This is a genomic window from Cupriavidus sp. 2TAF22 (assembly GCF_052115045.1).
In the GTDB taxonomy this organism is placed as follows: domain Bacteria; phylum Pseudomonadota; class Gammaproteobacteria; order Burkholderiales; family Burkholderiaceae; genus Cupriavidus.
On record NZ_JBFRFX010000007.1, the window covers coordinates 164,907 to 186,235 of the forward strand.

The 21,329-nt window shown below is 66.8% G+C and carries 20 protein-coding genes and 1 pseudogene; 1 reads left to right on the forward strand and 20 read right to left on the reverse strand.

Annotated features, from left to right (window positions below; genetic code table 11):
- Positions 1–258: 258 nt before the first annotated feature.
- Positions 259–720, reverse strand: coding sequence for a carboxymuconolactone decarboxylase family protein (locus tag AB4Z48_RS11070; RefSeq protein WP_441613974.1), 462 nt, complete (start codon positions 718–720; stop codon positions 259–261).
- Between the two features lie 195 nt (positions 721–915).
- Here AB4Z48_RS11070 and AB4Z48_RS11075 point away from each other — a divergent pair, with 195 nt between their 5' ends.
- On the forward strand, positions 916–1,788 hold the full coding sequence (locus tag AB4Z48_RS11075) for a sigma factor-like helix-turn-helix DNA-binding protein (protein WP_441613975.1): 873 nt from the start codon (positions 916–918) through the stop codon (positions 1,786–1,788).
- A 16-nt stretch (positions 1,789–1,804) separates the two neighbouring features.
- Here AB4Z48_RS11075 and AB4Z48_RS11080 read toward each other — a convergent pair whose 3' ends face one another.
- From AB4Z48_RS11080 to AB4Z48_RS11170, 19 genes and pseudogenes are all read right to left on the reverse strand, one after another.
- Positions 1,805–2,812, reverse strand: a complete 1,008-nt coding sequence (locus tag AB4Z48_RS11080) for a bestrophin family protein (protein ID WP_441613976.1) — start codon at positions 2,810–2,812, stop codon at positions 1,805–1,807.
- 119 nt (positions 2,813–2,931) lie between these two features.
- Positions 2,932–3,927, reverse strand: coding sequence for an alpha/beta fold hydrolase (locus AB4Z48_RS11085; protein WP_441613977.1), 996 nt, complete (start codon positions 3,925–3,927; stop codon positions 2,932–2,934).
- A gap of 375 nt (positions 3,928–4,302) precedes the next feature.
- On the reverse strand, positions 4,303–4,929 hold the full coding sequence (locus AB4Z48_RS11090) for an FMN-dependent NADH-azoreductase (protein WP_441614072.1): 627 nt from the start codon (positions 4,927–4,929) through the stop codon (positions 4,303–4,305).
- Positions 4,929–5,381, reverse strand: coding sequence for a GNAT family N-acetyltransferase (locus tag AB4Z48_RS11095; RefSeq protein WP_441613978.1), 453 nt, complete (start codon positions 5,379–5,381; stop codon positions 4,929–4,931). Before AB4Z48_RS11095 ends, AB4Z48_RS11090 begins: the two co-directional genes overlap by 1 nt.
- 103 nt (positions 5,382–5,484) lie before the next feature.
- Positions 5,485–6,384 (reverse strand): IclR family transcriptional regulator, encoded by a 900-nt coding sequence (locus AB4Z48_RS11100; protein WP_441613979.1) that lies wholly within the window; start codon positions 6,382–6,384, stop codon positions 5,485–5,487.
- A gap of 43 nt (positions 6,385–6,427) precedes the next feature.
- Positions 6,428–7,555, reverse strand: coding sequence for an FAD-dependent monooxygenase (locus tag AB4Z48_RS11105; RefSeq protein WP_441613980.1), 1,128 nt, complete (start codon positions 7,553–7,555; stop codon positions 6,428–6,430).
- A gap of 249 nt (positions 7,556–7,804) precedes the next feature.
- On the reverse strand, positions 7,805–8,779 hold the full coding sequence (locus AB4Z48_RS11110; protein ID WP_441613981.1) for an oxygenase MpaB family protein: 975 nt from the start codon (positions 8,777–8,779) through the stop codon (positions 7,805–7,807).
- Positions 8,780–8,841: 62 nt separating this feature from the next.
- Positions 8,842–9,864 carry a cytochrome d ubiquinol oxidase subunit II gene (locus tag AB4Z48_RS11115; RefSeq protein ID WP_441613982.1) on the reverse strand — a complete coding sequence of 341 codons (1,023 nt, stop codon included), beginning with the start codon at positions 9,862–9,864 and terminating at the stop codon, positions 8,842–8,844.
- Positions 9,861–11,237 (reverse strand): cytochrome ubiquinol oxidase subunit I, encoded by a 1,377-nt coding sequence (locus AB4Z48_RS11120; RefSeq protein ID WP_441613983.1) that lies wholly within the window; start codon positions 11,235–11,237, stop codon positions 9,861–9,863. The genes AB4Z48_RS11115 and AB4Z48_RS11120 overlap by 4 nt, the downstream gene beginning before the upstream one ends.
- Before the next feature lie 4 nt (positions 11,238–11,241).
- Positions 11,242–11,883 carry a GbsR/MarR family transcriptional regulator gene (locus tag AB4Z48_RS11125; protein WP_441613984.1) on the reverse strand — a complete coding sequence of 214 codons (642 nt, stop codon included), beginning with the start codon at positions 11,881–11,883 and terminating at the stop codon, positions 11,242–11,244.
- 131 nt (positions 11,884–12,014) lie between these two features.
- Positions 12,015–12,173, reverse strand: a pseudogene (locus AB4Z48_RS11130) (MFS transporter); the annotation flags it as partial.
- Between the two features lie 46 nt (positions 12,174–12,219).
- The gene (gene arsH, locus AB4Z48_RS11135) at positions 12,220–12,984 is read right to left on the reverse strand and encodes an arsenical resistance protein ArsH (RefSeq protein WP_441613985.1); all 765 of its coding nucleotides are present in this window, start codon (positions 12,982–12,984) and stop codon (positions 12,220–12,222) included.
- The gene (arsC, locus tag AB4Z48_RS11140; RefSeq protein WP_441613986.1) at positions 12,981–13,403 is read right to left on the reverse strand and encodes an arsenate reductase (glutaredoxin); all 423 of its coding nucleotides are present in this window, start codon (positions 13,401–13,403) and stop codon (positions 12,981–12,983) included. The genes arsH and arsC overlap by 4 nt, the downstream gene beginning before the upstream one ends.
- 9 nt (positions 13,404–13,412) lie before the next feature.
- Positions 13,413–14,477: an ACR3 family arsenite efflux transporter gene (gene arsB / locus AB4Z48_RS11145; RefSeq protein WP_441613987.1), complete on the reverse strand. Its 1,065-nt coding sequence runs from the start codon at positions 14,475–14,477 to the stop codon at positions 13,413–13,415.
- Positions 14,478–14,505: 28 nt separating this feature from the next.
- A complete protein-coding gene (locus tag AB4Z48_RS11150) occupies positions 14,506–14,835 on the reverse strand; it encodes an ArsR/SmtB family transcription factor (protein ID WP_441614073.1) in 330 nt (109 codons plus the stop codon).
- A gap of 141 nt (positions 14,836–14,976) precedes the next feature.
- Positions 14,977–15,318: a copper-binding protein gene (locus AB4Z48_RS11155; protein ID WP_441613988.1), complete on the reverse strand. Its 342-nt coding sequence runs from the start codon at positions 15,316–15,318 to the stop codon at positions 14,977–14,979.
- Entirely contained in the window at positions 15,315–18,482 is a 3,168-nt protein-coding gene (locus AB4Z48_RS11160) for an efflux RND transporter permease subunit (RefSeq protein WP_441613989.1), read from the reverse strand. Before AB4Z48_RS11160 ends, AB4Z48_RS11155 begins: the two co-directional genes overlap by 4 nt.
- Positions 18,479–20,008 (reverse strand): efflux RND transporter periplasmic adaptor subunit, encoded by a 1,530-nt coding sequence (locus AB4Z48_RS11165; protein WP_441613990.1) that lies wholly within the window; start codon positions 20,006–20,008, stop codon positions 18,479–18,481. The genes AB4Z48_RS11160 and AB4Z48_RS11165 overlap by 4 nt, the downstream gene beginning before the upstream one ends.
- Complete coding sequence (locus AB4Z48_RS11170; protein WP_441613991.1) at positions 20,005–21,306, reverse strand: TolC family protein; 1,302 nt, start codon at positions 21,304–21,306, stop codon at positions 20,005–20,007. The genes AB4Z48_RS11165 and AB4Z48_RS11170 overlap by 4 nt, the downstream gene beginning before the upstream one ends.
- Positions 21,307–21,329: the final 23 nt, after the last annotated feature.

Genomic DNA, 21,329 nt, shown 5'->3' on the forward strand with positions numbered 1-21,329 from the left:
GGGCGCCGGCCATATCCGCCGGACACGACGAATCCTAGGTGTCGAAGCCGTGCTGCGCTAGATACGCCGCGGGGATCACATTGTTTCCCGTTCGGCACCAATCGCTTGCGTCCGACCATGCCCTGCGCATGGCGCGCGCGATTGCCGCGACAGCCGGCACCGGACAGGACGCGAGGCGGGCCGATTGGTGCGTGCACGGAAACGCGCCGCGCATGCGCGCAGGGCACCGTGCCAGGGTGGCGTGGACCTGCGGGTCGATCAGAAGCCAGGCGCCGGCACTTCCGGAATCTGGTTGCGCAGGCTCAGGTTCATGACGTTCCAGCCACGGATCGCCGCGATGGTGTACAGCAGTTCGGCAATCTCGGTCTCGCTGAATTGCTCGCGCAGCTCCGGGTAGACCGCATCCGTGTCGTCGCGATGCGGCAGTGCGTTGACGGCTTCCGCCCAGGCCAGCGCGGCGCGCTCGCGGGCGTTGAAGAACGGTGCTTCGCGCCAGCCGGCCACGGCATTGAGATGGCGCGGATCAAGTCCTTGCTTGACCAGGTCGCGCCAGTGCATGTCGATGCACATGCCGCAACCATTGATCTGGGATACGCGCAACTGCACCAGTTCCACCAGGCGGGGCCCGAGCGAGCTCTGCTTGACGGAGCCGGAGAGATTGATCATCGCCTTCAGGTTCGCCGGCGCCAGATTGAAGAAGTCCATACGTGCTGCAGTCATGATATTTACCTTTCGTCTTGTTTGGCAGGAGCCCTCTGCGCCTTGCTTATCCGTAAGACGGCGGGCAGGACACGCTTGTGACAGTCATGGCGAAAACTTCGCTGCATCGCGCCGGCAGGTCCGGTGTCCGCCCGGTGTCACAGGGCAACGCGCTGGCGCGTCTAAGGTGAATGTTCCTCATATGGCCCCTGGCTTATGGATATCGCAGAGACCTTCGCCGCGCTGAAAACCCGCCTGATCGGCATCGCCGATCGCATGCTCGGCATCCGTGCCGAGGCCGAGGCCGAGGACGTGGCCAGGGACGCATGGCTGCGCTGGCAGGAGGCTGACCATGCCCGCATGCCTTCCGCGCAGGCATGGCTGGTCACGGTCACGACAAGGCTGCCGATCGATCGCCCGCGTTCGCGCGGGCAAGAGCAGGCGGAGTACGTCGGCTGGTGGCTGCCGGAGCCGCTGGTCGAGCTTTGCGAAGACACCCCGCAGGCCGAGGCGGCACTGGCGAGCGATTTGTCCGGGGCGCTGTTCTGGGTCCTGGAGCGCCTCTCTCCCGACGAGCGCGCGACGTTTCTGCTGCGCCAGGCGTTCGACCTGGACTACGAGGAAATCGCCGCCGTCCTCGGCAAGACCGGCGCGGCCTGCCGCCTGATCGTGGACCGCGCCGGCGAGCACGTCCGCGCAAGCTGGCTGCGCTATGACGCATCCAGACAGGAACATCGCGCATTGCTGGCGCGCTTCATGGAGGCCGCCAGCGCCGGCGACTGTACGGCGATGCGGTCCATGCTCGAGCCAGACGCCGTCCTGGTTGCCGACGGCGACGGCAAGGGGCCATCGCGCGGGCGCGTCCTGCGCGGCGCGGCCCGGATTGCCGGCGTCTACCGGTCCGCCCTGCGCGCGGTACCGGGCCGGGTGCGCTACCGGGCGGCCCGCATCAACGGCATGCCGGGCCTCCTGCGCTATGTGGACGGCAAGATCGAATCGGCACACGCCTTGAGCATCGACGCGGGGCGCATCGCCACGATCTACGTCGTGCGCAATCCCGACAAGCTTGCGGGGGTCCCGTCCTTCTAGGCTGTTCGTCTAGAGACTAGAGAACGATGTGGCCGTCCGACTCCGGCTCGGGCGACACGGGCTCGTCGCCCAGGAGGTTCATCAGTTCGCATTCGATCTGCCGGCAAATCCGTGTGATGGGCACATCGTTGGCGTTTCCTTCGAACGGGTTCTCCGTGCTTTCGCCCACCTGTTCCAGCGCGAGATACATCCAGGAGATCATCGCGCTGAACGGAATGACCAGCCAGATCATGTTGCCGTGCATGATCCCCGTAACGCGCTCGCTGAGTTTCTCGAACTCCGCGAGGATGCCGAAGGGAAGCAGCAAGCAGAAGGAACGTACAAACAGGACATTGATGACTGCGTATTGCCTGGGATACGGATACTCCTTGATACGCTCCGCCCTGCCTTGTTGCTGGAAGCACTCCCGGAACGTCCGTTGGAATTCCATATAGAAAGGGTGGCTGATCTCGCCGGCGGCCAGGAGTCGCTTGACCGCCGCGGCCTGCGCGCCCAGCAGGCTGGTTGCCTTGTTGTCGGCTTGCAGAAGCGACGCAAGCTCGGCCGGCGGCAGGTACGGCGCAAGCGCCTGTTCCAACGGCATCTCCCACTCGGAAATCCGGTAGTACTTCCGGTACTCCACGTTGAAGATCTTGTCGGCGTTCTCCCAGACCCTGGGGCTTCTCAGTTGGTAGCGCAGCGCCGTCAACCATGCACAATGCCGCAGCACCAGTTCCCGGCCGGCCGTTGGCGTCGCCGGGAAGTCCCGGCAGATGACGGCCAGGAAACGGCTGCCGTTCAGGATGTCAGTCCAGATCTCTTGCGCCTCCAGTGCCCTGTTGTAGGTCTGCACGTTCTTGAAGCCGACGATGAACGACGTGGCCGTGCCCAGCAGCACGACAACCGGCAGCGGGATCGACAGCCATTTCAGCCCGAGGAACTGATAGAGGAAAATGGGCAGCGCACCGCATACGAGCAAGGCATAGATCTGCCTTCTCGACCAGAACACGAACTCGGACAACGTGTACGACTTTCCCAGGTGCATGGTATGCATCTCGCGGCAGTGTGGCAGCGCGCAGGGCCGGGGTGCGGGCCGCCGGCAAGGAATCCGGAGGCAGCCCGGCGGCCACAGGTGCGCCCGCCGATCTGCTCCCGAGGGACCGGTCAGCTACGCAGGAAGGCCAGCAGATCCTGGTTGAGCTGATCCTTGTGCGTCTCGGTCAGGCCGTGCGGCGCGCCTTTGTAGATCTTCAGGATGGCATGCGGGACCAGCGTCTTCGACGCGCGCCCGCCCACATYGACCGGCACGATCTGGTCGTCGTCGCCGTGCACGATCAGCGTCGGCTTGTCGAACTTCTTCAGGTCCGCGGTAAAGTCCGTTTCCGAGAACGCGCGAACCGAGTCGTAGGTGTTCTTGAAGCCGCCCGTCATGCCCTGCAGCCACCATGATTCGATCATCCCTTGGGATGCCTTTGCGCCGGGACGGTTGAAGCCATAGAAGGGCCCGCTCGCGATGTCCCGGAACAGCTGCGAGCGGTCTGCGATCATCGCCGCGCGGATCCCGTCGAAGGCCTCTATCGGCACGCCGCCCGGGTTGGCGGCGGTCTTGACCATCAGCGGCGGCACCGCCGAGATCAGGCCGATCCTTGCCACGCGAGCGCTGCCGTGGCGGCCGATGTACCGGGCGACCTCGCCGCCCCCCGTCGAGAAGCCGATCGCCGTCACGTTCTTCAGGTTCAAGGTATTGATGACCGTGGCCAGGTCGTCGGCGTAGTGGTCCATGTCGTTGCCGTCCCAGGGCTGGCTGGAACGGCCGTGTCCGCGCCGGTCATGCGCGACCACGCGGAAGCCGTTCGACGCAAGGAAGAATGCCTGGCTTTCCCAGCTGTCCGAGCAAAGCGGCCAGCCATGGCTGAGCGTGACTGCCGGGCCGCTCCTGGGGCCCCATTCTTTATAGTAGATGTCGACGCCGTCTTTGGTGGTGATCCTGTCCGCGGACTGGTTTCCGGCCGCGCCACGAACGGGGGCTGACGTGGGCACGCGGCCGGTGGCGGCCGCTGCGGCGGCCGGAAGGACGGTTGCGATCGTTGCCGCGGCGCCGCCGAGCATCAGGTTTCGCCGGCCTGCGCCGTCGGCAGAGAGGAGAGGTTCACGCTTCATGTTTCATGCTCCGGTGGTGATTGGCATCGCGATCGCTGTCGATTCACCGGGCCCTGGCCGGCCGGCCGGGCGAAGGGAGACTGTGCCGTTGACGGGGTAACGGCGCGAATGGAACGATGTACAGCGAGGTGGCCCGTCGCAAAATGCGTTGCGCGGCAAGGAACGCATCGTACGAGTGCCGCCGTCCCGGCGGTAGATACGCACAGGGGCTCATGCTGTTGTCCGGACGGCACCAATCCGTGAGCGCCGCGCACGGCTGCGTGCTTGCGCCGCCGCTTGTCTTTACGCGAAAGGGATGGCCGCGGAAGACGGCTGGTGCGGGCGGGAGCGCCCCCGACGCCCGCCAGCCGCGGCCGCCCGGACCCGGTCAGCGCGCTAGCCGAGCAGGCGCGGCAGCTCGGCCGCGATGTTTGTGCGGGCCGCCGCGAGCGCCTCGGCCACGGCCGTGTCGCCGAAGACGAGTCCCTGCAGCAGCACGAACTTCACGTCGTGGATGCCGATCGCGGCGAGCGCGTGGCGCAGGTATGGCGTCAGGAAATCCGGCTGCCGTGCGCGCTCGCCGGCAATGTGGCCGCCGGAGCCGACCAGCACGAATGTCGGCCGGTCCCGCAGCAGCCCGACCTTGCCGGCCGGCGTCGCGGCGAATGTGCGGTGGATGCGCAGCACGTAGTCGATCCACAGCTTGAGCGAGGCCGGCACGGTGAAGTTGTGCATCGGCGTGCTGATGACCAGCAGGCTGGTTTCCTCGAGCTCGCGGATCAGCCGCTCGGACCACGCCAACGCCGCGGCGTCCGGCTTGCTGCCCGGTGGCATCGTGATGGCGCTTGCGTAGGCCTTGTCGATCGCCGGCGGCGGCTCTTGCGCGAGGTCGCGCACGATCAGCGGGAAGTCCGTCGCGCGCGGGCCGTGCGACTCGCGCAGGCTGGCAATCAGTTCGCCGGCCAGGCGGTGGGCATGGCTCGCGGCGCCATGCGGGCTGGCATTCACGTGCAGTGCGCGCATCATGCCTCGCTCCCTTGCGACAGCGCTTCGACGAAGTGCATGCCGCGTGCCAGCAGGCCCTGGCGGAAATAGAAGCGCTGCGCGAGTGCCATGTGCAGCCCGGTATCGAGCACGAAATGCGTGCAGTCCCGTGCCACGGCCTGTTGCCGCGCCGCGTCCAGCAGCCGCGCGCCGAGGCCGGAGCGCTGCAGCGATGCGGCCACCACGAGGTCGTCGACGTAGACGAAGYGGCCGTAGATCAGGTTTTCCTGCAGGCGGTAGCCGGCCAGGCCGAGAATCTCGCCGTGCTGGCGCGCGGCCAGCAAGCGGTAGCCCTGGGCGTGCTGCCGCTCGAGCTGGCTGGCGAAGGCTTGCGCGTCCCGCAGGTGCGGCCGCAGCGCCTTCATGACGGGGAAGGCGGCCAGCCAGTCTGGCCGGGATTCGAGATGCTGGATGTCGATGGGTGCGTTCATGCTGGTTCCTTTAAGCGCGTACGGCCAATGTAGCGGGGCCGCGGTACACCTTCCAGAGCCAAGAAACGGCAAAACGACTAGGCCATCCGACTAGGCCATCCGACTAGGCGATCTGCCTGCCGCCGCGGGCGCCGCGGGTGGCGCCGGCATGTCCCAGCAGCCCGGACAGGTCGCGCGCCGCGCGCCTGACCTCGCGCTCGGTGCGCTCGCGCAGCGCGGGATCGCGCTCGAAGCGGATATCGGGGCCGGCCACGCTGATCGCGGCGACGGTGGCGCCGCTGGCATCGAACACCGGCGCCGCGCAGGAATCGATGCCGGGCTCGAACCCGGAGAAGCTCCACGCGCAGCCGCGCTCGCGGTCCGCCGCGAGCACGTCGCCCAGGCGCGCGTAGGTGGCCGGGCTCTGCGGCGTCGCCGTGGCGAGCGGCTCGTCGCCGAGGCAGGCGCGCAGGGCGCCGTCGGACAATCCCGCCACCAGCATGCGGCCCGGCGTGGTGAGGTGCGCGGGCACGCGGCTGCCCACCTGGATATTGCTGACCAGCGACGTCTGCGGCATGTCGCGCAGCAGGTAAAGCACATTGCCGTCGTCCAGCACGCACAGGTAGGCGGACAACTGCAGCGACTCGCTCAGGCTGGCCAGCACGCGCCGCGCGAAGACGGTGAGGTCCTTGCCGGCCAGCACGCGGGCGCCGAGCTTGAGGAAATCGAAGCCGGGCTGGTGGCCGCCCTGCGGCAGCCGCTCCAGCATGCCCTCGTGCTCGAGCGTGTCGAGCAGACGCATGACGGTGACGCGGTTGACGTCGATGCGCCGGCCGACTTCGCTGAGGTTCGCGGTGGAGCCGCCCTCGGCCACGAAGCGCAGCAGCCGCAATGCGCGGATCACGGGGCCGACGAGTTGCGGCTTGTCGTCGTCACCGGTGATCTCGGGGGCCGCCGGCGCGGCGGTCTCGGTCTCGGCCGCGGATGGCGCGGCGCTCTGGGCTGGCTTGGATGTCTTGCGCATGGATCCTGGTGGGCGGGTCGCGGTGCGGCCCCGCCGAATCGCTTCAGCCGAGCGCAACCTGCCACGCATTGTAGTCGTACACCCAGTCGGCGTTGCCGCCTTCCTTGAGCCACGCATTGCTGCGCGAGCCGATCTGCACGCGGCTGGTCCGTGCGTGGCGCGCGGCCTGGTAGCGCGCCAGCGCGGCCGGGACGTCACCGTCCTGCGCATCGGCCAGGCAGCGCGCGAGTACCACGCCATCCTCGATGGCCATGCCCGCGCCCTGTGCCATGAACGGCATCATCGGGTGGCACGCATCGCCCAGCAGCGCGATGTGGCCCGCCGACCATCGCGGCAGCGGGTCGCGCACGTACAGCGCGGAGATCAGCACGTCGTCGCAGGCGTCGAGCAGGGCGCGCGCCTCGGGGTGGAAGCCGGCATACGCCGCGCGCACATCTTCCACGCGGCCCGGCGTGGTCCACGATTCATGGCGCCAGGCGTCCTGCGCCACCGTGGCGAAGATGAAGATCTCGCGTCCGCGGTTGAGCGGGAACGTGACGATCTGCGAGGTCGCTTCCGGGCCCCACCACTTGGTGAAGGCCTGCAGGTTGGGCACCGACAGGCGCTCGGCCGGCACCACCGCGCGGTAGGCCACCACGCCGGTGAACACCGGGTGCTCGGGCCCCAGGATGGCGGCGCGCACGGCCGAGTGGATGCCGTCGGCGCCGATCAGCACGTCCACGTCTTCCTGCGTGCCGTCGGCAAAGCGCAGGGTGGCGCCGGCTTCGCGCGGGATGATCTCGGTGGCCTTCTTGCCCAGCTTCACGCACGCGGACGGCAGCGCGCCTTCGAGCGCGGTCATCAGGTCGCCGCGGTGCATGGTGAGCTGCGGCGCGCCGTAGCGGATCTCGGCCTCGTCGCTCATGGCCAGGCGCGAGGTCTCTTCGCCGGTATCCCACTGGCGGCTGATGCGGTGGGTGGGGCGCGCGGCGGTCTCGCGCAGCGCGTCGCCCACGCCTAGCCCGTCCAGCGCCAGCACGGCGTTCGGCGTGAGGTTGATGTCGGCCCCGACGCGCGCGAAGCGCGCCGCCTGCTCGAACACCACCACGTCCTGGCCAAGCTTGCGCAGCGCAATCGCCGCGGCCAGTCCGCCGATGCCGGCGCCGTTGATGCCAATCTTTCGTGAAGCCATGATGCTCTTTCCTTTTCCGGGGCGTCGCGGGATGCGGTCAGTTGCGCGTGGCGCGCTGTCGCCGTGCGATGTCCTGACCTTGTTTATGTTCAAAAATGAACGTAGCGTTCATAAAAGAATATTAAGGTGCGACGGCGAAGTCAATCCGGGGGTTTACGCGTAGATCGTGGGACAGGCGCGAGCGCGTGCAGCGGCGGGCGCACGTGTGCGCCGCCGCAAGACGAGGCCTGCAGGGAGGGATGCTGCCGCTCAGGAGGCCTGGGCCGACGCCACGGGTGCCGCTTTGAGCGCGCGCCGGCGCGCGCGGGCGGCCAGGCCGTTGCCGAGCGCCCAGCGCAGCGTCGGTGCCAGCATGCGCATGCCCGCCAGCGAGACCGGCAGGCGCAGGGCCGCGGCGCCGTGCAGGCCGAGCTCGCGCTGGGCCCAGCGCGGCAGCAGGGCAATGCCCGCGTCGGCCATGATGCGCACCGCCGGCTTGAGCAGCGGGCTGGCCACGGGCATCGCCATGACCAGCCGCACCACTTCATGTGTGCGCTCGCTTACCACCAGTTCGGGGCGCATGCGCTCCAGGTAGGCCGCGATGGCGGCCGCGCTGCGCGGCACGCCGGTGGCGCCGAGCATCTCGGCAATGCGCGCGGTCTCGTCGTAGTAGCGGTCCTGCTCCGCCAGCGGGAGCGGGCCGACATAGCGCAGGTAGGCCCCGAGGAAGCTCGAGACCTCGGCCACGTGGACCCAGGTGAGCAGCGCGGGGTCGTCGGCGGCGTAGGGGCGGCCGTCCGGCGCCGTGCCCTTGACCTGGGTGTGGATGCGCCTGACGCGGTCGATCAGCGCCAGCGCGTCGGCGCGGTTGCCATACGTGGTGCCCGCGATGAACTGCGCGGTGCGGCCCAGCCGGCCCTGCATGTCGGTGCGGAACGTGGAGTGGTCCCACACGCCGGCCAGCGCCAGCGGGTGCAGCGTCTGCAGCAGCAGGGCGCTGACGCCGCCGGCCAGCATCGCGGGAAAGTCCGCGTGCACGCGCCAGCAGACCGCGTCCGGGCCGAACAGGCCGGGGTCGCCGGGCGGGTTGTCGTAGTCCAGGCTGAGACCGGAGTTGCTGCGCGTGAGGCCGCGCACCTGCGCGCCCGCGCGGGCCCGCAGGCGGTTGAGCAGGCGGCGGGGCAGGGGGCCGGCCTCGGGGATGGTGGGGGGCGTGCCGGGTTGTTGGCCTTGCGAGCCGCTCATGAGTTGCTGTCTGTCCTTGTCGATATGGCCGCCTGCCGGGCCGGGCGCCCGGTCCGCATGCTTCAGTAGTAGTGCAGGTCGGTCGCCTTGCCCCAGAATACACGGTACGCGTACAGCGTGTAACCCAGGATGGTCGGCAGCACCACGGCCGCGCCCGCCAGGATCACGCCCAGCGATTCGGGCGCGCTGGCCGCCTGCCAGACGTCGATCTTGTCCACCACGAGGTAGGGGAAGATGCTGTAGGCCAGGCCGTTGAACGCCATCAGGAAGATCACGGCGGTGCCGGCGAAGGGCACGCAGCACCAGCGATCGTTGCCGCGTTCGAGCCAGGCCGGCATGCGCCGCAGCAGCCGGTCGAGGATCACGAACAGCGCCACCGTCACCAGCGGGATCGGCGCCAGCAGGATGATGTTGGGCAGCGAGAACCATTTGTCGAAGATGCGCTGGCTCACCAGCGGCGTCACCACCGAGATCAGGGTCACGCCGGTGCCGGTCAGCCACAGGCTGCGCCGTGCCCAGTACATGGCGCGCCGCTGCAGGCTGCCGCTGGTCTTCATGATCAGCCAGCCCGCGCCCAGCAAGCAATAGCCCGCCACCAGGCACAGCCCCACCACCACCGCGAAGGCGATATCCAGCCAGCCATGCCGGAAGCCGGTGATGTACAGGCCCAGCATCAGCCCCTGCGAGAAGCTGGCCAGCAGCGAGCCCGCGTAGAACGCGCGGTTCCACCACGGCTTGTGGTGCGCGCGCGCCTTCACGCGAAAATCGAACGCCACGCCGCGGATGATCAGCCCGGCCAGCATCAGCGCCACCGGCAGGTAGAGCTGGGTGAGGATCATGCCGTGCGCGATCGGGAAGGCCGTGAGCAGCAAGCCCACGCCCAGCACCAGCCAGGTCTCGTTGGCATCCCAGAACGGGCCGATCGAGGCGATCATGGTGTCCTTGTCGGCATCGTCGGCACGGCGCAGCAGCACGCCCACGCCAAGGTCGTAGCCGTCCAGGATCACGTAGATCAGCATGGAGACGCCCATCAGGGCCAGGAACACCAGCGGCATCCAGCCGGCGGGTTGGGTCAGGTCGTTCATTCTGCGCTCCGCAGTTCGCCGGGCAGCACGGCGCGAGGGGTTTCGAGCCCGGACGCGTCCAGGTCGGGGCTGCCCGCCTTGCGCGCCAGGTAGAACACCACCGAGATGTACGCCGCGATCAGCGCCGCGTAGAGCGCCAGGTACATCGCCAGCGTGGCGCCGATCATCATGGCCGGCACCTTGGAGGCGGCCTGCGCCGTGGTCAGCACGCCGTACACCAGGTAGGGCTGGCGGCCGATCTCGGTGACGTACCAGCCCGCCACCAGCGCCACCCAGCCCGAGAATGTCATCGCCAGCAGCGCGCGCGCCATCCAGCGCGAGGGCTGCCCGTGGCGGCGCAACTGCCAGGCCGCCGTCCACGACACCGCCAGCATCAGCAGGCCCACGCCCACCATGATGCGGAACGCGAAGAACAAGGGCGCCACCGGCGGGTGCGCGCCCTCGAACGCGTCGATGCCCTTGATCTCGCCGTCGGCGCTGTGGGTCAGGTAGACCGAGGCCAGCTTGGGGATGGCGATCTCGAAATCGTTGCGCTGCGTGGTGGCGTTGGGCAGGCCGAACAGCACCGCGGGCGCGCCCTTCTCCGTCTTCCAGATGCCTTCCATGGCGGCGATCTTGGCCGGCTGGTGGTGCAGCGTATTGAGGCCGTGCAGGTCGCCAGCGACGATCTGCAGCGGGATCAGCACCGCCGCGATGACCACGCCCGTGCGCAGCGACGACAGCACCTCAGGCGCGCGGTCGCCGCGCAGCCAGCGGTAGGCCGAAATGCCTGCCAGCAGGAACGCCACGGTCAGGCCAGAGGCCAGCAGCATGTGCACGAGGCGGTAGGGGAACGACGGGTTGAAGATCACCGCCAGCCAGCTCGTCACGTGCGCGCGGCCGTCGATCATCTCGAAGCCGGCCGGGGTTTGCATCCACGAATTCAGCGCCAGGATCCAGAACGCCGACAGCGTGGTGCCGCCGGCAACCAGCAGCGTGGCGACGGTATGCGTGCGGTTGCTCACGCGGCGCATGCCGAACAGCATGATGCCGAGGAAGGTGGCCTCCAGGAAAAACGCGGTCAGCACCTCGTAGGCCAGCAGGGGGCCGGCCACGTTGCCCACGGTCTCCATATAGCCCGGCCAGTTGGTGCCGAACTGGAAGCTCATGGTGATGCCGCTCACCACGCCCAGCGCGAAGGTCAGCGCGAAGATCTTCACCCAGAAACGGTAGGCCGCCATCCAGCGGTCGTCGCCGGTCTTGTTGAAGCGCAGCTTGAAGAACAGCAGCACCCAGGTCAGCGCGATGCTGATGGTGGGAAACAGGATGTGGAAGGTGATGTTGGCGGCAAACTGTACGCGCGCCAGCACCACCGGGTCGAGCGACGAGAACATGCAATTACTCCTTGCGGGTACGGGCCGGCCTGGCCTTGGGCTTTGCCTCGGGGGCCGGAGTGGCCGTGGTAGCCGGGGTGGCACCGGCGCGCGCCTTGCCGCCGATGGCGCTGCTGAGCTTGTCCTTGACCTCCAGCAGCTTGTTGACCCTGGAGCCCAGCTTCATCAGCTTCTCCAGCGTGGCCACGTCGAGCTTCTGGATATCGCCGAACCAGCTCGTCACCAGCACGATCAGCCCGTACATCTCCTTCATGCGCGCCTGCGCATGGCGGTCGTCGGCCGTGGTCGGCGACTCGAGCTGTACCTCGCGCAGCATCGACAGCGTCGGGTCGATCTCGCGGCGGCGGCGCTCCTCGGCCAGCGTGCGGAAGATGGCCCAGACATCGTCCGGCGCCGAGAAATACTCGCGGCGGTCGCCCGGCTGGTGCGACAGCCGCACCAGGTTCCACGACTCCAGCTCCTTCAGGCCGATGCTGACATTGGAGCGCGAGAACGCCAGCGCCTCGGCGATCTCGTCCGCGTTGAGCGGGCGCGAGGCGGTAAACAGCAGGGCATAGATCTGCCCGACCGTGCGGTTGATGCCCCAGCGGCTGCCCATTTCGCCGAAATGGAGCACGAAGCGCTGGACCAGGGGCGAGAGTTGCATGGCTTGTCTGTTTCGAATTTTTAGAAAGTTGTGAAAGTTTAGTACGAAACAGGGAGGTGGAGACGAGGGATCGGGGAGGGTGCGACAACGGGTCGCTGTTGTCGCTGGCGCTTGTCACGTCCCGAAGCTGGTATTTGCGCCTCCATGAAAGTCGGCAGCGGCCATCCGATGTTGCTGGCAAAGCCTGCAATCAGCGTGATCCCTGCGATGGCACCCGGCGAACGATTGCCGTGCAGCGCGACCAGCGTGGCAGACGCGGCTTCGCAGAGGCTTGCGCCCATGCCGATGCCCGGAGTTACCACCTGCCCGCCATGCTCGCAACGCCAACGGCACTGCTTATTCGACTTCGCCGCTATCGTTGTCGCCCGCCTGGGCTTCGTTCTCGTGGCTCATGGCAGCCGCCGCGAGCGCCGTGGCGGCTGACGGGGCCGCTTCCTTGCGCTCGCTGTACCGGTCGGTCAGGTAGTCGCTGCGATCGCGTATGAGTAGCGTGAACTTGTAGAGTTCCTCCATGACGTCGACCACCCGGTCATAGTAGGAAGATGGCTTCATCCGGCCGTTGTCGTCGAATTCCTGGTATGCCTTGGCGACAGACGACTGATTCGGGATGGTCACCATGCGCATCCAGCGCCCCAGCACGCGCAGCGCGTTGACGGCGTTGAACGACTGCGAGCCGCCGCAGACCTGCATCACGGCCAGCGTACGCCCCTGTGTCGGCCGCAGCCCGCCCAGCTCCAGCGGCAGCCAGTCGATCTGATTCTTGAAGACGGCAGTCAGCGTGCCGTGGCGCTCGGGACTGCACCACACCTGACCCTCCGACCACTCCGAAAGCTCGCGCAGCTCGGCCACCTTGGGGTGATCCGCTGGCACGCTGTCGGCCATCGGCAGGCCGTCCGGGTCGAACACGCGGGTCTGCGCGCCGAAGTGCCGCAGGATCCGTTCGGCTTCCTGCACGAGCATGCGGCTGTACGACGTCTCGCGCAGCGAACCGTAGAGCAAAAGGATGCGCGGCGGGTGGTCGCTGATGCGCGCCGGCTCCAGCTTGCGCAGATCCGGTGTATCGAGCACGGCCGGTACGACATTGGGCAGATCCGGGTTCACTTGACTCTCCGTCCTTGCCCGTCGATCACGACTTCGCCGTCTTCCTTGGTAAAAGGGCCTTGCTGGGGCGAAGGCAGGATGTCGAGCACCGCCTCTGACGGCCGGCACAGGCGCACACCAAGCTCGGTGACGACAAACGGCCGGTTGATCAGGATCGGATGGGCCAGCATGGCATCGAGCAACTGCTCATTGGTCAGCGCCGGATCCGAGAGGCCCAGTTGGGCGTAAGGGGTGCCCTTCTCGCGGATCGCGTCACGCACGGTAAGCCCGGCGTCGCGGATCATCGCCTGCAATGTCTGTCGGTCCGGCGGCGAGCTCAGGTATTCCAGGACGGTTGGTTCAATGCCCGCATTGCGGATCATGGCCAGCGTGTTGCGCGACGTGGCGCAGGCAGGGTTGTGATAGATGGTGACGGACATATTGGTTCCTCAAGGCGATTCGTACCAGCGTTGCGAGCGGTTGACCATGCCCACGACGAACAGCATCACGGGCACCTCGACCAGTACGCCCACGACGGTGGCGAGCGCCGCACCGGACCGGAATCCGAAGAGGCTGATGGCGGTAGCCACGGCCAGCTCGAAGAAGTTGCTCGCGCCGATCAGCGCCGAAGGGCCGGCCACGCAGTGGGCAACACCGAGCTTGCGGTTCAACAGGTAGGTCAGGCCGGAGTTCAGCAGTACCTGGATCAGGATCGGGACGGCCAGCAACAAGATGACCAGCGGCTGGTCCACGATGGCATCGCCCTGGAAGCCGAACAGCATCACGAGCGTCGCGAGCAGTGCGGCAATCGAGTAGGGGCCGAAGGCGCCGGTGACACGCTGGTAGGTGGCTTCGCCGCGCGCCAGCAGCGCCTTGCGGATGACCTGCGCGATCAGCACCGGAATCACGATATAGAGCCCGACCGAAGCGATCAGCGTGTCCCATGGGACGCTGATCGACGACAGGCCCAGCAGCAGGCCAACGACGGGCGCGAACGCCACGACCATGATGGCGTCGTTGAGCGCCACCTGCGAGAGCGTGAAATACGGATCACCCTTGCACAGCTGCGACCAGACGAACACCATGGCCGTGCAGGGCGCGGCGGCCAGCAGGATCAGGCCGGCGATGTAGCTGTCGAGCTGGTCGACCGGTAGCCAGCCCGCAAACAGATGGCGCACGAAGATCCAGCCGAGCAGTGCCATCGAGAACGGCTTGACGAGCCAGTTCACGAAGAGCGTCACGCCGATGCCGCGCCAGTGGCCCGCGACTTGGCCCATGGCGCCAAAATCGATCTTGATCAGCATCGGAATGATCATGACCCAGATCAGCACGCCCACGGGCAGGTTCACCTGGGCGACTTCCATGGCACCGATGGCCTGAAAGACCGCCGGCAGCCATTGGCCGAGCAGGATGCCAGCGACGATACAGAGCGCAACCCAGACGGTCAGGTAGCGCTCGAAGAAGCCGATGGCACTGGCCTGCGTTGCCGCGGCAGTCCGTTGCACTGTGCTCATTGCCCGACTCCGCGGTCTGCTCGCCAATTCAGGACCCCGCGGCAACGGAACAGGAGGGCACCGGCGAACACGGCGCGCCGCCGCAGCAATTCTCGGTGAGGTAGCCAAGCAAGGCATTCATGGTCTCGAAGCGAGCCATGTAGATGATCGACCGGCCTTCCTGCCGGCTTGCCAGCAGGCCCGCCCGGTGCAATTCCTTGAGGTGGAACGACAGCGACGAGGCCGGCGTCTCCATCAATTCAGCAATGCGGCCCGCTGGCAGACCTTCGGGCCCCGCCTGCACGAGCAGGCGGAACACGGCCAGGCGGACGGCGTGAGCGAGCGCGGCTAGCGCTTCCAGGGCGTTATTTGTTTCCATTTTTCGAATATAGTCGAACAATGGAAACCATGCAACCCGCTTAAGCAGCTCGCAGCTCACGGCCCCCCATGCTTCTGCATCTCCAGAGGTCAGGCTGGCTGCATGACTGGCGGCACTGCCAGACCTCTGGATTGCATCGGGTTACTTCTTCAGCTCGATAACCGTTGCCTTGCCGTCCAAGGTGTCGAAGGTTGCCGACACCCTGTCACCTTCCTTCAGGTTCTTCAATGTTCCGGGGTCCTTGACGGGAAATGCCATGGTCATCGCGGACATGCCCAGGTTGGCAATCGGCCCATGCTTGAGCGTGACCTTGCCCGTTGCCGCGTCGATCTTGCGAATCTCGGCCGGGACGGGTTGAGGCGCCTTCGCGGCGCCGGTCGCGGGCTTCATGTCCATGCCATCCATATTCGCGGCAAATGCCGCAGGCACCAGACCGAAAGCGAGCGCGAGCGCAATCGCAACGGCATCGAGGGGCGTCTTCATGTTTCCTCCTTGAGAGTCGGGTGGGTAAGGGCGGGGTATGTGGTCGCCTGGCGACGGCGCATCAGCAGGTACACGGCGGGTACCACGAATAGCGACAGCAGCGGCGCCGTGATCATGCCACCGACCATCGGTGCCGCAATGCGTTGCATGACTTCCGAACCGGTGCCATGCGACCACATGATCGGGATGAGCCCGGCAAGGATGACGGCCACCGTCATGGCCTTGGGGCGCACGCGCTGCACCGCGCCCTCCTGGATGGCGGCAAGCAGTGCAGCGACGTCCGTCTCTCCTCGCTGCTGTCGGTCGTGCCAGGCGTTCTTGAGGTATAGCAGCATGATCACGCCGAACTCGGCCGCCACGCCGGCCAGTGCGATGAAGCCGATCACGCCCGCCACGGACAGGTTGTAGCCGAGCACGTAAAGCAGCCAGAAGCCACCGATCAACGCCAGCGGCAGCGTCCCCATGATCAGCAGCGCCTCGTCGAGGCGGCCGAATACCAGGTAGAGCAGTACGAAGATGATCAGCAGCGTGAATGGCACCACCACCTTGAGCTTCGCACTTGCGCGTTCCAGATACTCGAACTGCCCGGACCAGCTCAGCGAATAGCCGGCCGGCATCGGCACCGCCCTGGCCACTGCGGCTTGCATGTCACGCACGGCCGAGCGCAGGTCGCGCCCGCGGATATCGACGTAGATCCATCCCGACAGCCGGGCATTTTCACTGCGCAGCATCGGCGGCCCCTGCACCACCTGGATGCGCGCCACATCGGACAGGACGATCTGCTGTCCACGATCCGTCACGACCGGAAGGCTGCGCAGTTGCTCGACGGAATCGCGATAGTCGCGTGGATACCGCAGATTGATCGGGAAACGCGCCAACCCGTCCACCACTTCGCCGACGTTGTCGCCACCGATTGCCGAGGACACGATGCTTTGTATGTCGCCGATATTAAGACCATAGCGACCCGAGGCCGCGCGGTCGATATCGATGTCGATGTAGCGTCCCCCGGTCAGCCGCTCCGCCAGTGCGGACGTGACACCGGGGACGGACTTCACGGCTTCCTCGATGCGGGTGGCAAGCCGGTCCATTTCCTTCAGGTCGGTGCCCGCCACCTTGATGCCAACCGGGCTCTTGATACCGGTGGCCAGCATGTCGATGCGGTTGCGGATCGGCGGCACCCAGAGGTTCGACAAGCCCGGCACCTTCACCACGCGATCGAGTTCTTCCACCAGCTTGTCCGGGGTCATGCCGGCACGCCACTGATTGCGCGGCTTGAACTGGATCGTGGTTTCGAACATCTCCAGCGGCGCCGGATCGGTAGCCGAGTCGGCGCGACCAGCCTTGCCATGGACGGTGGCGACTTCCGGAACCGACTTGATCAGGCGGTCTGTCTGCTGCAGCAACTGCGCGGCCTTGCCAGCCGAAAGGCCGGGTAGCGCCGAGGGCATGTAGAGCAGGTCGCCTTCGTCCAGCGGTGGCATGAATTCGCCACCGATCCGCGCGATTGGCCAGGCCGTTGCCGCCAGGGCGATGGCTGCCAGGACGACGGTGGTTCGCGGATAGCGGAGTACCTTCGCCAGGACGGGCTGGTAGGCGCGGATCAGCCAGCGGTTCAGCGGATTGGCGTGCTCGCCGGGGATGCGGCCGCGAATGAGGTAACCCATGAGCACCGGCACCAGCGTGATCGACAGGCCAGCCGCTGCCGCCATCGAGTACGTCTTGGTGAACGCCAGGGGCGAGAACAGCCGACCCTCCTGGGCTTCGAGCGTGAACACCGGCACAAATGACAGCGTGATGATCAGCAGCGAGAAGAACAATGCCGGACCCACCTCCGCAGCGGATTCGCCAATCACGCGCCAGCGCTCTGCCCCGGACATCGGCTGGCCAGGATGGCTGGCATGCCAGTGCTCCAGATGCTTGTGGGCGTTCTCGATCATCACGACGGCCGCATCCACCATCGCGCCAATCGCAATTGCGATGCCGCCCAGCGACATGATGTTGGCATTGACGCCCTGGTACCGCATGACGACGAACGCGGCCAGAATGCCAAGGGGCAGCGACACGATGGCCACCAGGGCGGAGCGCAGGTGAAACAGAAACACCAGGCACACCAGCGCAACGACGATGAATTCTTCGATGAGCTTGTGGGTGAGATTGTCCACTGCACGGTGGATCAGCCCGGAGCGATCGTAGGTGGTGACGATCTCGACGCCGGCAGGCAGGCTTTTCTTGAGCACTTCCAGTCTGGCCTTGACCGCATCGATAGTTTCCAGCGCGTTCTTGCCCGAGCGCATCACAATGACGCCGCCCGTCACCTCGCCCTGGCCGTCGAGCTCGGAGATGCCGCGTCGCGTCTCCGGCCCGAGCTGGATCGTGGCGATATCCCCCAGGCGGACAGGGATGCCCGCGCTGCTGGCCTCGATCGGTACCTGCCTGAAATCGTCGAGCGTCTTCAGGTAGCCCGAGGCCCTGACCATGTACTCGGCCTCCCCAAGCTCCAGTACCGATCCGCCTGCCTCCTGGTTGGCCCCGCGGATCGCGGCGAGCACCTTGGCCTGCGAGAGGTTATAGGCGCGCAGGCGGTCAGGCATCAGCACGATCTGGTACTGCCGGACCATGCCGCCCAGCGACGCTACCTCGGCGACGTTCGGCAAGGATTTCAGCTCGAAGCGCAGGAACCAGTCCTGTAAGGCGCGCAACTGACTCAGGTCGTGGCGGCCAGTCCGGTCGACCAGCGCATACTCATAGATCCAGCCCACGCCGGTTGCGTCGGGCCCCAATGCTGGCTTGGCCGCTGCCGGGAGGCGGGACTGCACCTGGTTCAGGTACTCCAGTACGCGCGAGCGAGCCCAGTACGGGTCGGTCCCGTCCTCGAACAGGACGTAGACAAACGAGTCCCCGAAGAAGGAGTAGCCCCGTACCGTCCTGGCCCCCGGCACCGACAGCATCGTGGTGGTGAGCGGATAGGTAACCTGGTTTTCGACAAGCTGCGGCGCTTGCCCCGGGAACGGTGTGCGGATGATGACTTGTGTGTCGGACAGGTCCGGCAATGCATCGAGCGGCGTGCCGTGGATCGCCCACAGACCCCACGCGGCCAGCATGACTGTGGCCAGCAGCACCAGGAAGCGATTGCGTATCGATGCCAGGATGATGCGCGCAATCATGGCTTGGCTCCTTCGGCGCCAGCCGGCTTTACCGACGATAGCGTGGCCGCGCCGTCCTGTTCCAGGCGGAAACGGAACCGGATACGATCGCCCGGCTTCAATCCCTTGAGCAATGCAGCGTCGCGTGCGGCGAAATCCATGGTCATGGCGCCCCACTGCGCGGCGGGAATCGGGCCATGCGAGATCGTCAGCCCGTCGGCATTGACCGCCTCGATGCGACCGGTGCCTTCGTATTCCTGCACCGCCGCGGCGGGCGGGGATGCACCGGCGGGCGATACCAGCCGCTCCGACGTGCCGCGCAGGCTCGCTTCGGAATCGATCAGGAACTGGCCGGAGGTCACGACCTTCTGACCGGCGCTTAATCCGGAGAGGACTTCGGTCATGCCGTCGGATTCATGACCTGTGCGGATTTCGGTGGCCACATAACCTTGCGGACCTGCATCGACCATGACGATGGTGCGCCGACCCGTACGAATCGCGGCCTCGGATGGAATCTGCAACACGTCCTGCCGGTCGCCGCTGTCGAAACGCACGTTGGCAAACATGCCGGGCGCCAGCCTGTGCTGCCTGTTTGGCAAGACGATGCGGACCTTGATGGTGCGCGTGGCCGGATTGACGTCGGGCAGAATCGCATCGACCTTGCCGGTCACGGGCTCCGGGGCGGCGGCGGCCGACACCGTGACGGCCTGTCCTGGTGCGATGCCACGCGCCTGGGCCTCGGGCACTTCCGCAATCACCCATACCTGGCCGAGATCCGCCAGCCGGAACAGTGTCATGCCCGGGGTCACCGTCATGCCCTCGCGTACCGCGATTTCGGTCACCACGCCATCGAGCGGGCTGGCGATGCCCTGGCCCGTCTGCAGCGTTCCCGACCGGGCGACCGCATCGGCTTGGCCAGGTGTCATGCCGGCTTGCAGCATGCGCGCTTTTGCCGCACCCGCCAGGTCGCCCTGTAGCCCTTGGGGCAGCCGCGCCACGGCCAGGTATTCTTCCTGTGCCGCCACCCAGTCGGGTGCGTAGAGGGTGATCAATGCCTGGCCCTTTCGCACCGGATCGAGTGTGGCCCGCACGCCCACATGCTGCACGAAGCCGGTGGTGCGCGCCTGGATGACCTGGACGCTGCGCTCGTCGATCGCCACATTGCCGGGTGCCTCTAGCACGGAGGCGATACGCGCGGACTTCACCTCTGCCGTGCGGATGCCCAGGTTCTGCGTGACGCGGCCGTCGATGGTGACACCGCTATTGCCGGCACCGTCGCCATCGGCATAGACCGGCACCAGTTGCATATCCATGAAAGGCGATTTGCCCGGCTTGTCGAAGCGCTGCCCCGGCACCATCGGGTCGTGCCAGTAGAGAACCTTCCTTCCAGCTTGTGGTTCGATATCGCCGGCTTTCGCTGTCGCGCCGGTCTCCGGTTTGCCGGGCATGGCAGGCATTCCCTGCGAAACGCCGAAGCGATAGCCCGCATATCCGGCCGCACCGGTCAGAACCAGGCACGCCATGGCGATCTTTAGTCGTGGGCTCATTTGAGATCCTTGGTAGCCGGTTCGGTTTGTGCGGTGGGCAGGGGCGTCAGGAAGGTGAGTTCGGCCCAGAGCCTTGTTGTGCGTCGCTCCAGGGCCAGGCGTTCCAGCGCGGTATCGATGGCGCGGTGATTGGCTTCAGCCACCGCCAGCAGCGAACCCGTGTTGGCGCGGTAGGCCGTCAGCGCGGCATCCGCCTGTGCGTTGGCAAGCGGCAGCGTGGCGTCGTCATAGCGCTTGAGGCGTTCCAGGTTGCGACGCAACTCCGCGAGGCGCGCACCGACTACCGCGTCGGTATCGCGCTGGATGATTTCCGCCTTGGCGCGCGCCTCCGTGGCCTGTGCGAGCCGTGCGGACACTTCACGGTCCTGCCGGTTGGCGCGATCCCACGGCAGCGGGAAGCTCACGTTGATCGACGCCAGGTTGGAGTACGCCGAGCCGCGCTGGCTATACATCAGCTCGACCGCGACGTCGGGCTTGCGCGCTTCGTCCGCCACGCGCACTTCGCTCTCTGCAAGGGTAACGGCGCGCTGGGCCGCGGCAATTTCCGGTACGCCGTCGTAGCGCGTACGGATGAGTTGCCCGATGCGATCCGGTACGGCCAGCGCAGGGCTTTCGCCGAGCGGACGCGCGGCGTCCGCGCCTATCCAGCGCGACAGATTGACGCGGGCGGTGTCGAGCGCCGCCTGGTTCTCGCCTTCACGGTCGAGCAGTTTTTGCACTTCCAGTTGCGCGGACAGCACGTCGGCACGCGTGCCGCGGCCGCTGCGATAGGCCACATTGGCGGCTTCCAGCGCGAGATTCAATGGATGCGCGTGGTGGCCAAGCAGTGCGGCCGCCTGCTCGGCGTACCGGCGGTCGATCCACGCGGCCACGGCGCTGCGCTGGACATTGGTCACGCCGACCATGCGTCGCGCATCGGCGGAAGCGGCTTCTGCCTCGAAGCGCGCGGCGCGCGCCCGTCGCTTGTCAGCGCGCGTGAATTCCTGCAGCACGCTGACCGAACGCGTGGTCATGGAGTCACGACTCAGCGAGAACTTGTCGTGGCCATCGGCAGGCACATCGTTCAGTCCAACCTTGAAGACGGGATCGGGCAACTGGCCTGCAGCAACAGCCTGTTGCACGGCCGCTTCGATGGCACCGTGCGAATCCTCGGCATCGTGCGCATGCGCCGTTGCAAGTGCGGCGGCCTCTTCGATGGATAGAACAGGGGCGGCATGCGGTGGCGCAGCAAGCGACACCGACATGCCGAGGGCGGACGCGCAAAGCAGCGCCCGCCGCAGATAACGCGGGAATGACATAAAGCCTCCGGAAACAACGACCA

Bases quoted from the DNA above. Each gene is read 5' to 3' on its own strand.
- AB4Z48_RS11075 (WP_441613975.1), top strand. From the start codon at position 916: ATGGATATCGCAGAGACCTTCGCCGCGCTGAAAACCCGCCTGATCGGC.
- AB4Z48_RS11160 (WP_441613989.1), bottom strand. From the start codon at position 18,482: ATGATTGCGCGCATCATCCTGGCATCGATACGCAATCGCTTCCTGGTG.
- arsC (WP_441613986.1), bottom strand. From the start codon at position 13,403: ATGTCCGTCACCATCTATCACAACCCTGCCTGCGCCACGTCGCGCAAC.
- arsB (WP_441613987.1), bottom strand. From the start codon at position 14,477: ATGAGCACAGTGCAACGGACTGCCGCGGCAACGCAGGCCAGTGCCATC.
- AB4Z48_RS11150 (WP_441614073.1), bottom strand. From the start codon at position 14,835: ATGGAAACAAATAACGCCCTGGAAGCGCTAGCCGCGCTCGCTCACGCC.
- AB4Z48_RS11110 (WP_441613981.1), bottom strand. From the start codon at position 8,779: ATGAGCGGCTCGCAAGGCCAACAACCCGGCACGCCCCCCACCATCCCC.
- AB4Z48_RS11155 (WP_441613988.1), bottom strand. From the start codon at position 15,318: ATGAAGACGCCCCTCGATGCCGTTGCGATTGCGCTCGCGCTCGCTTTC.
- AB4Z48_RS11125 (WP_441613984.1), bottom strand. From the start codon at position 11,883: ATGCAACTCTCGCCCCTGGTCCAGCGCTTCGTGCTCCATTTCGGCGAA.
- AB4Z48_RS11170 (WP_441613991.1), bottom strand. From the start codon at position 21,306: ATGTCATTCCCGCGTTATCTGCGGCGGGCGCTGCTTTGCGCGTCCGCC.
- AB4Z48_RS11100 (WP_441613979.1), bottom strand. From the start codon at position 6,384: ATGCGCAAGACATCCAAGCCAGCCCAGAGCGCCGCGCCATCCGCGGCC.
- AB4Z48_RS11115 (WP_441613982.1), bottom strand. From the start codon at position 9,864: ATGAACGACCTGACCCAACCCGCCGGCTGGATGCCGCTGGTGTTCCTG.
- AB4Z48_RS11105 (WP_441613980.1), bottom strand. From the start codon at position 7,555: ATGGCTTCACGAAAGATTGGCATCAACGGCGCCGGCATCGGCGGACTG.
- AB4Z48_RS11165 (WP_441613990.1), bottom strand. From the start codon at position 20,008: ATGAGCCCACGACTAAAGATCGCCATGGCGTGCCTGGTTCTGACCGGT.
- AB4Z48_RS11070 (WP_441613974.1), bottom strand. From the start codon at position 720: ATGACTGCAGCACGTATGGACTTCTTCAATCTGGCGCCGGCGAACCTG.
- AB4Z48_RS11090 (WP_441614072.1), bottom strand. From the start codon at position 4,929: ATGCGCGCACTGCACGTGAATGCCAGCCCGCATGGCGCCGCGAGCCAT.
- AB4Z48_RS11080 (WP_441613976.1), bottom strand. From the start codon at position 2,812: ATGCACCTGGGAAAGTCGTACACGTTGTCCGAGTTCGTGTTCTGGTCG.
- AB4Z48_RS11120 (WP_441613983.1), bottom strand. From the start codon at position 11,237: ATGTTCTCGTCGCTCGACCCGGTGGTGCTGGCGCGCGTACAGTTTGCC.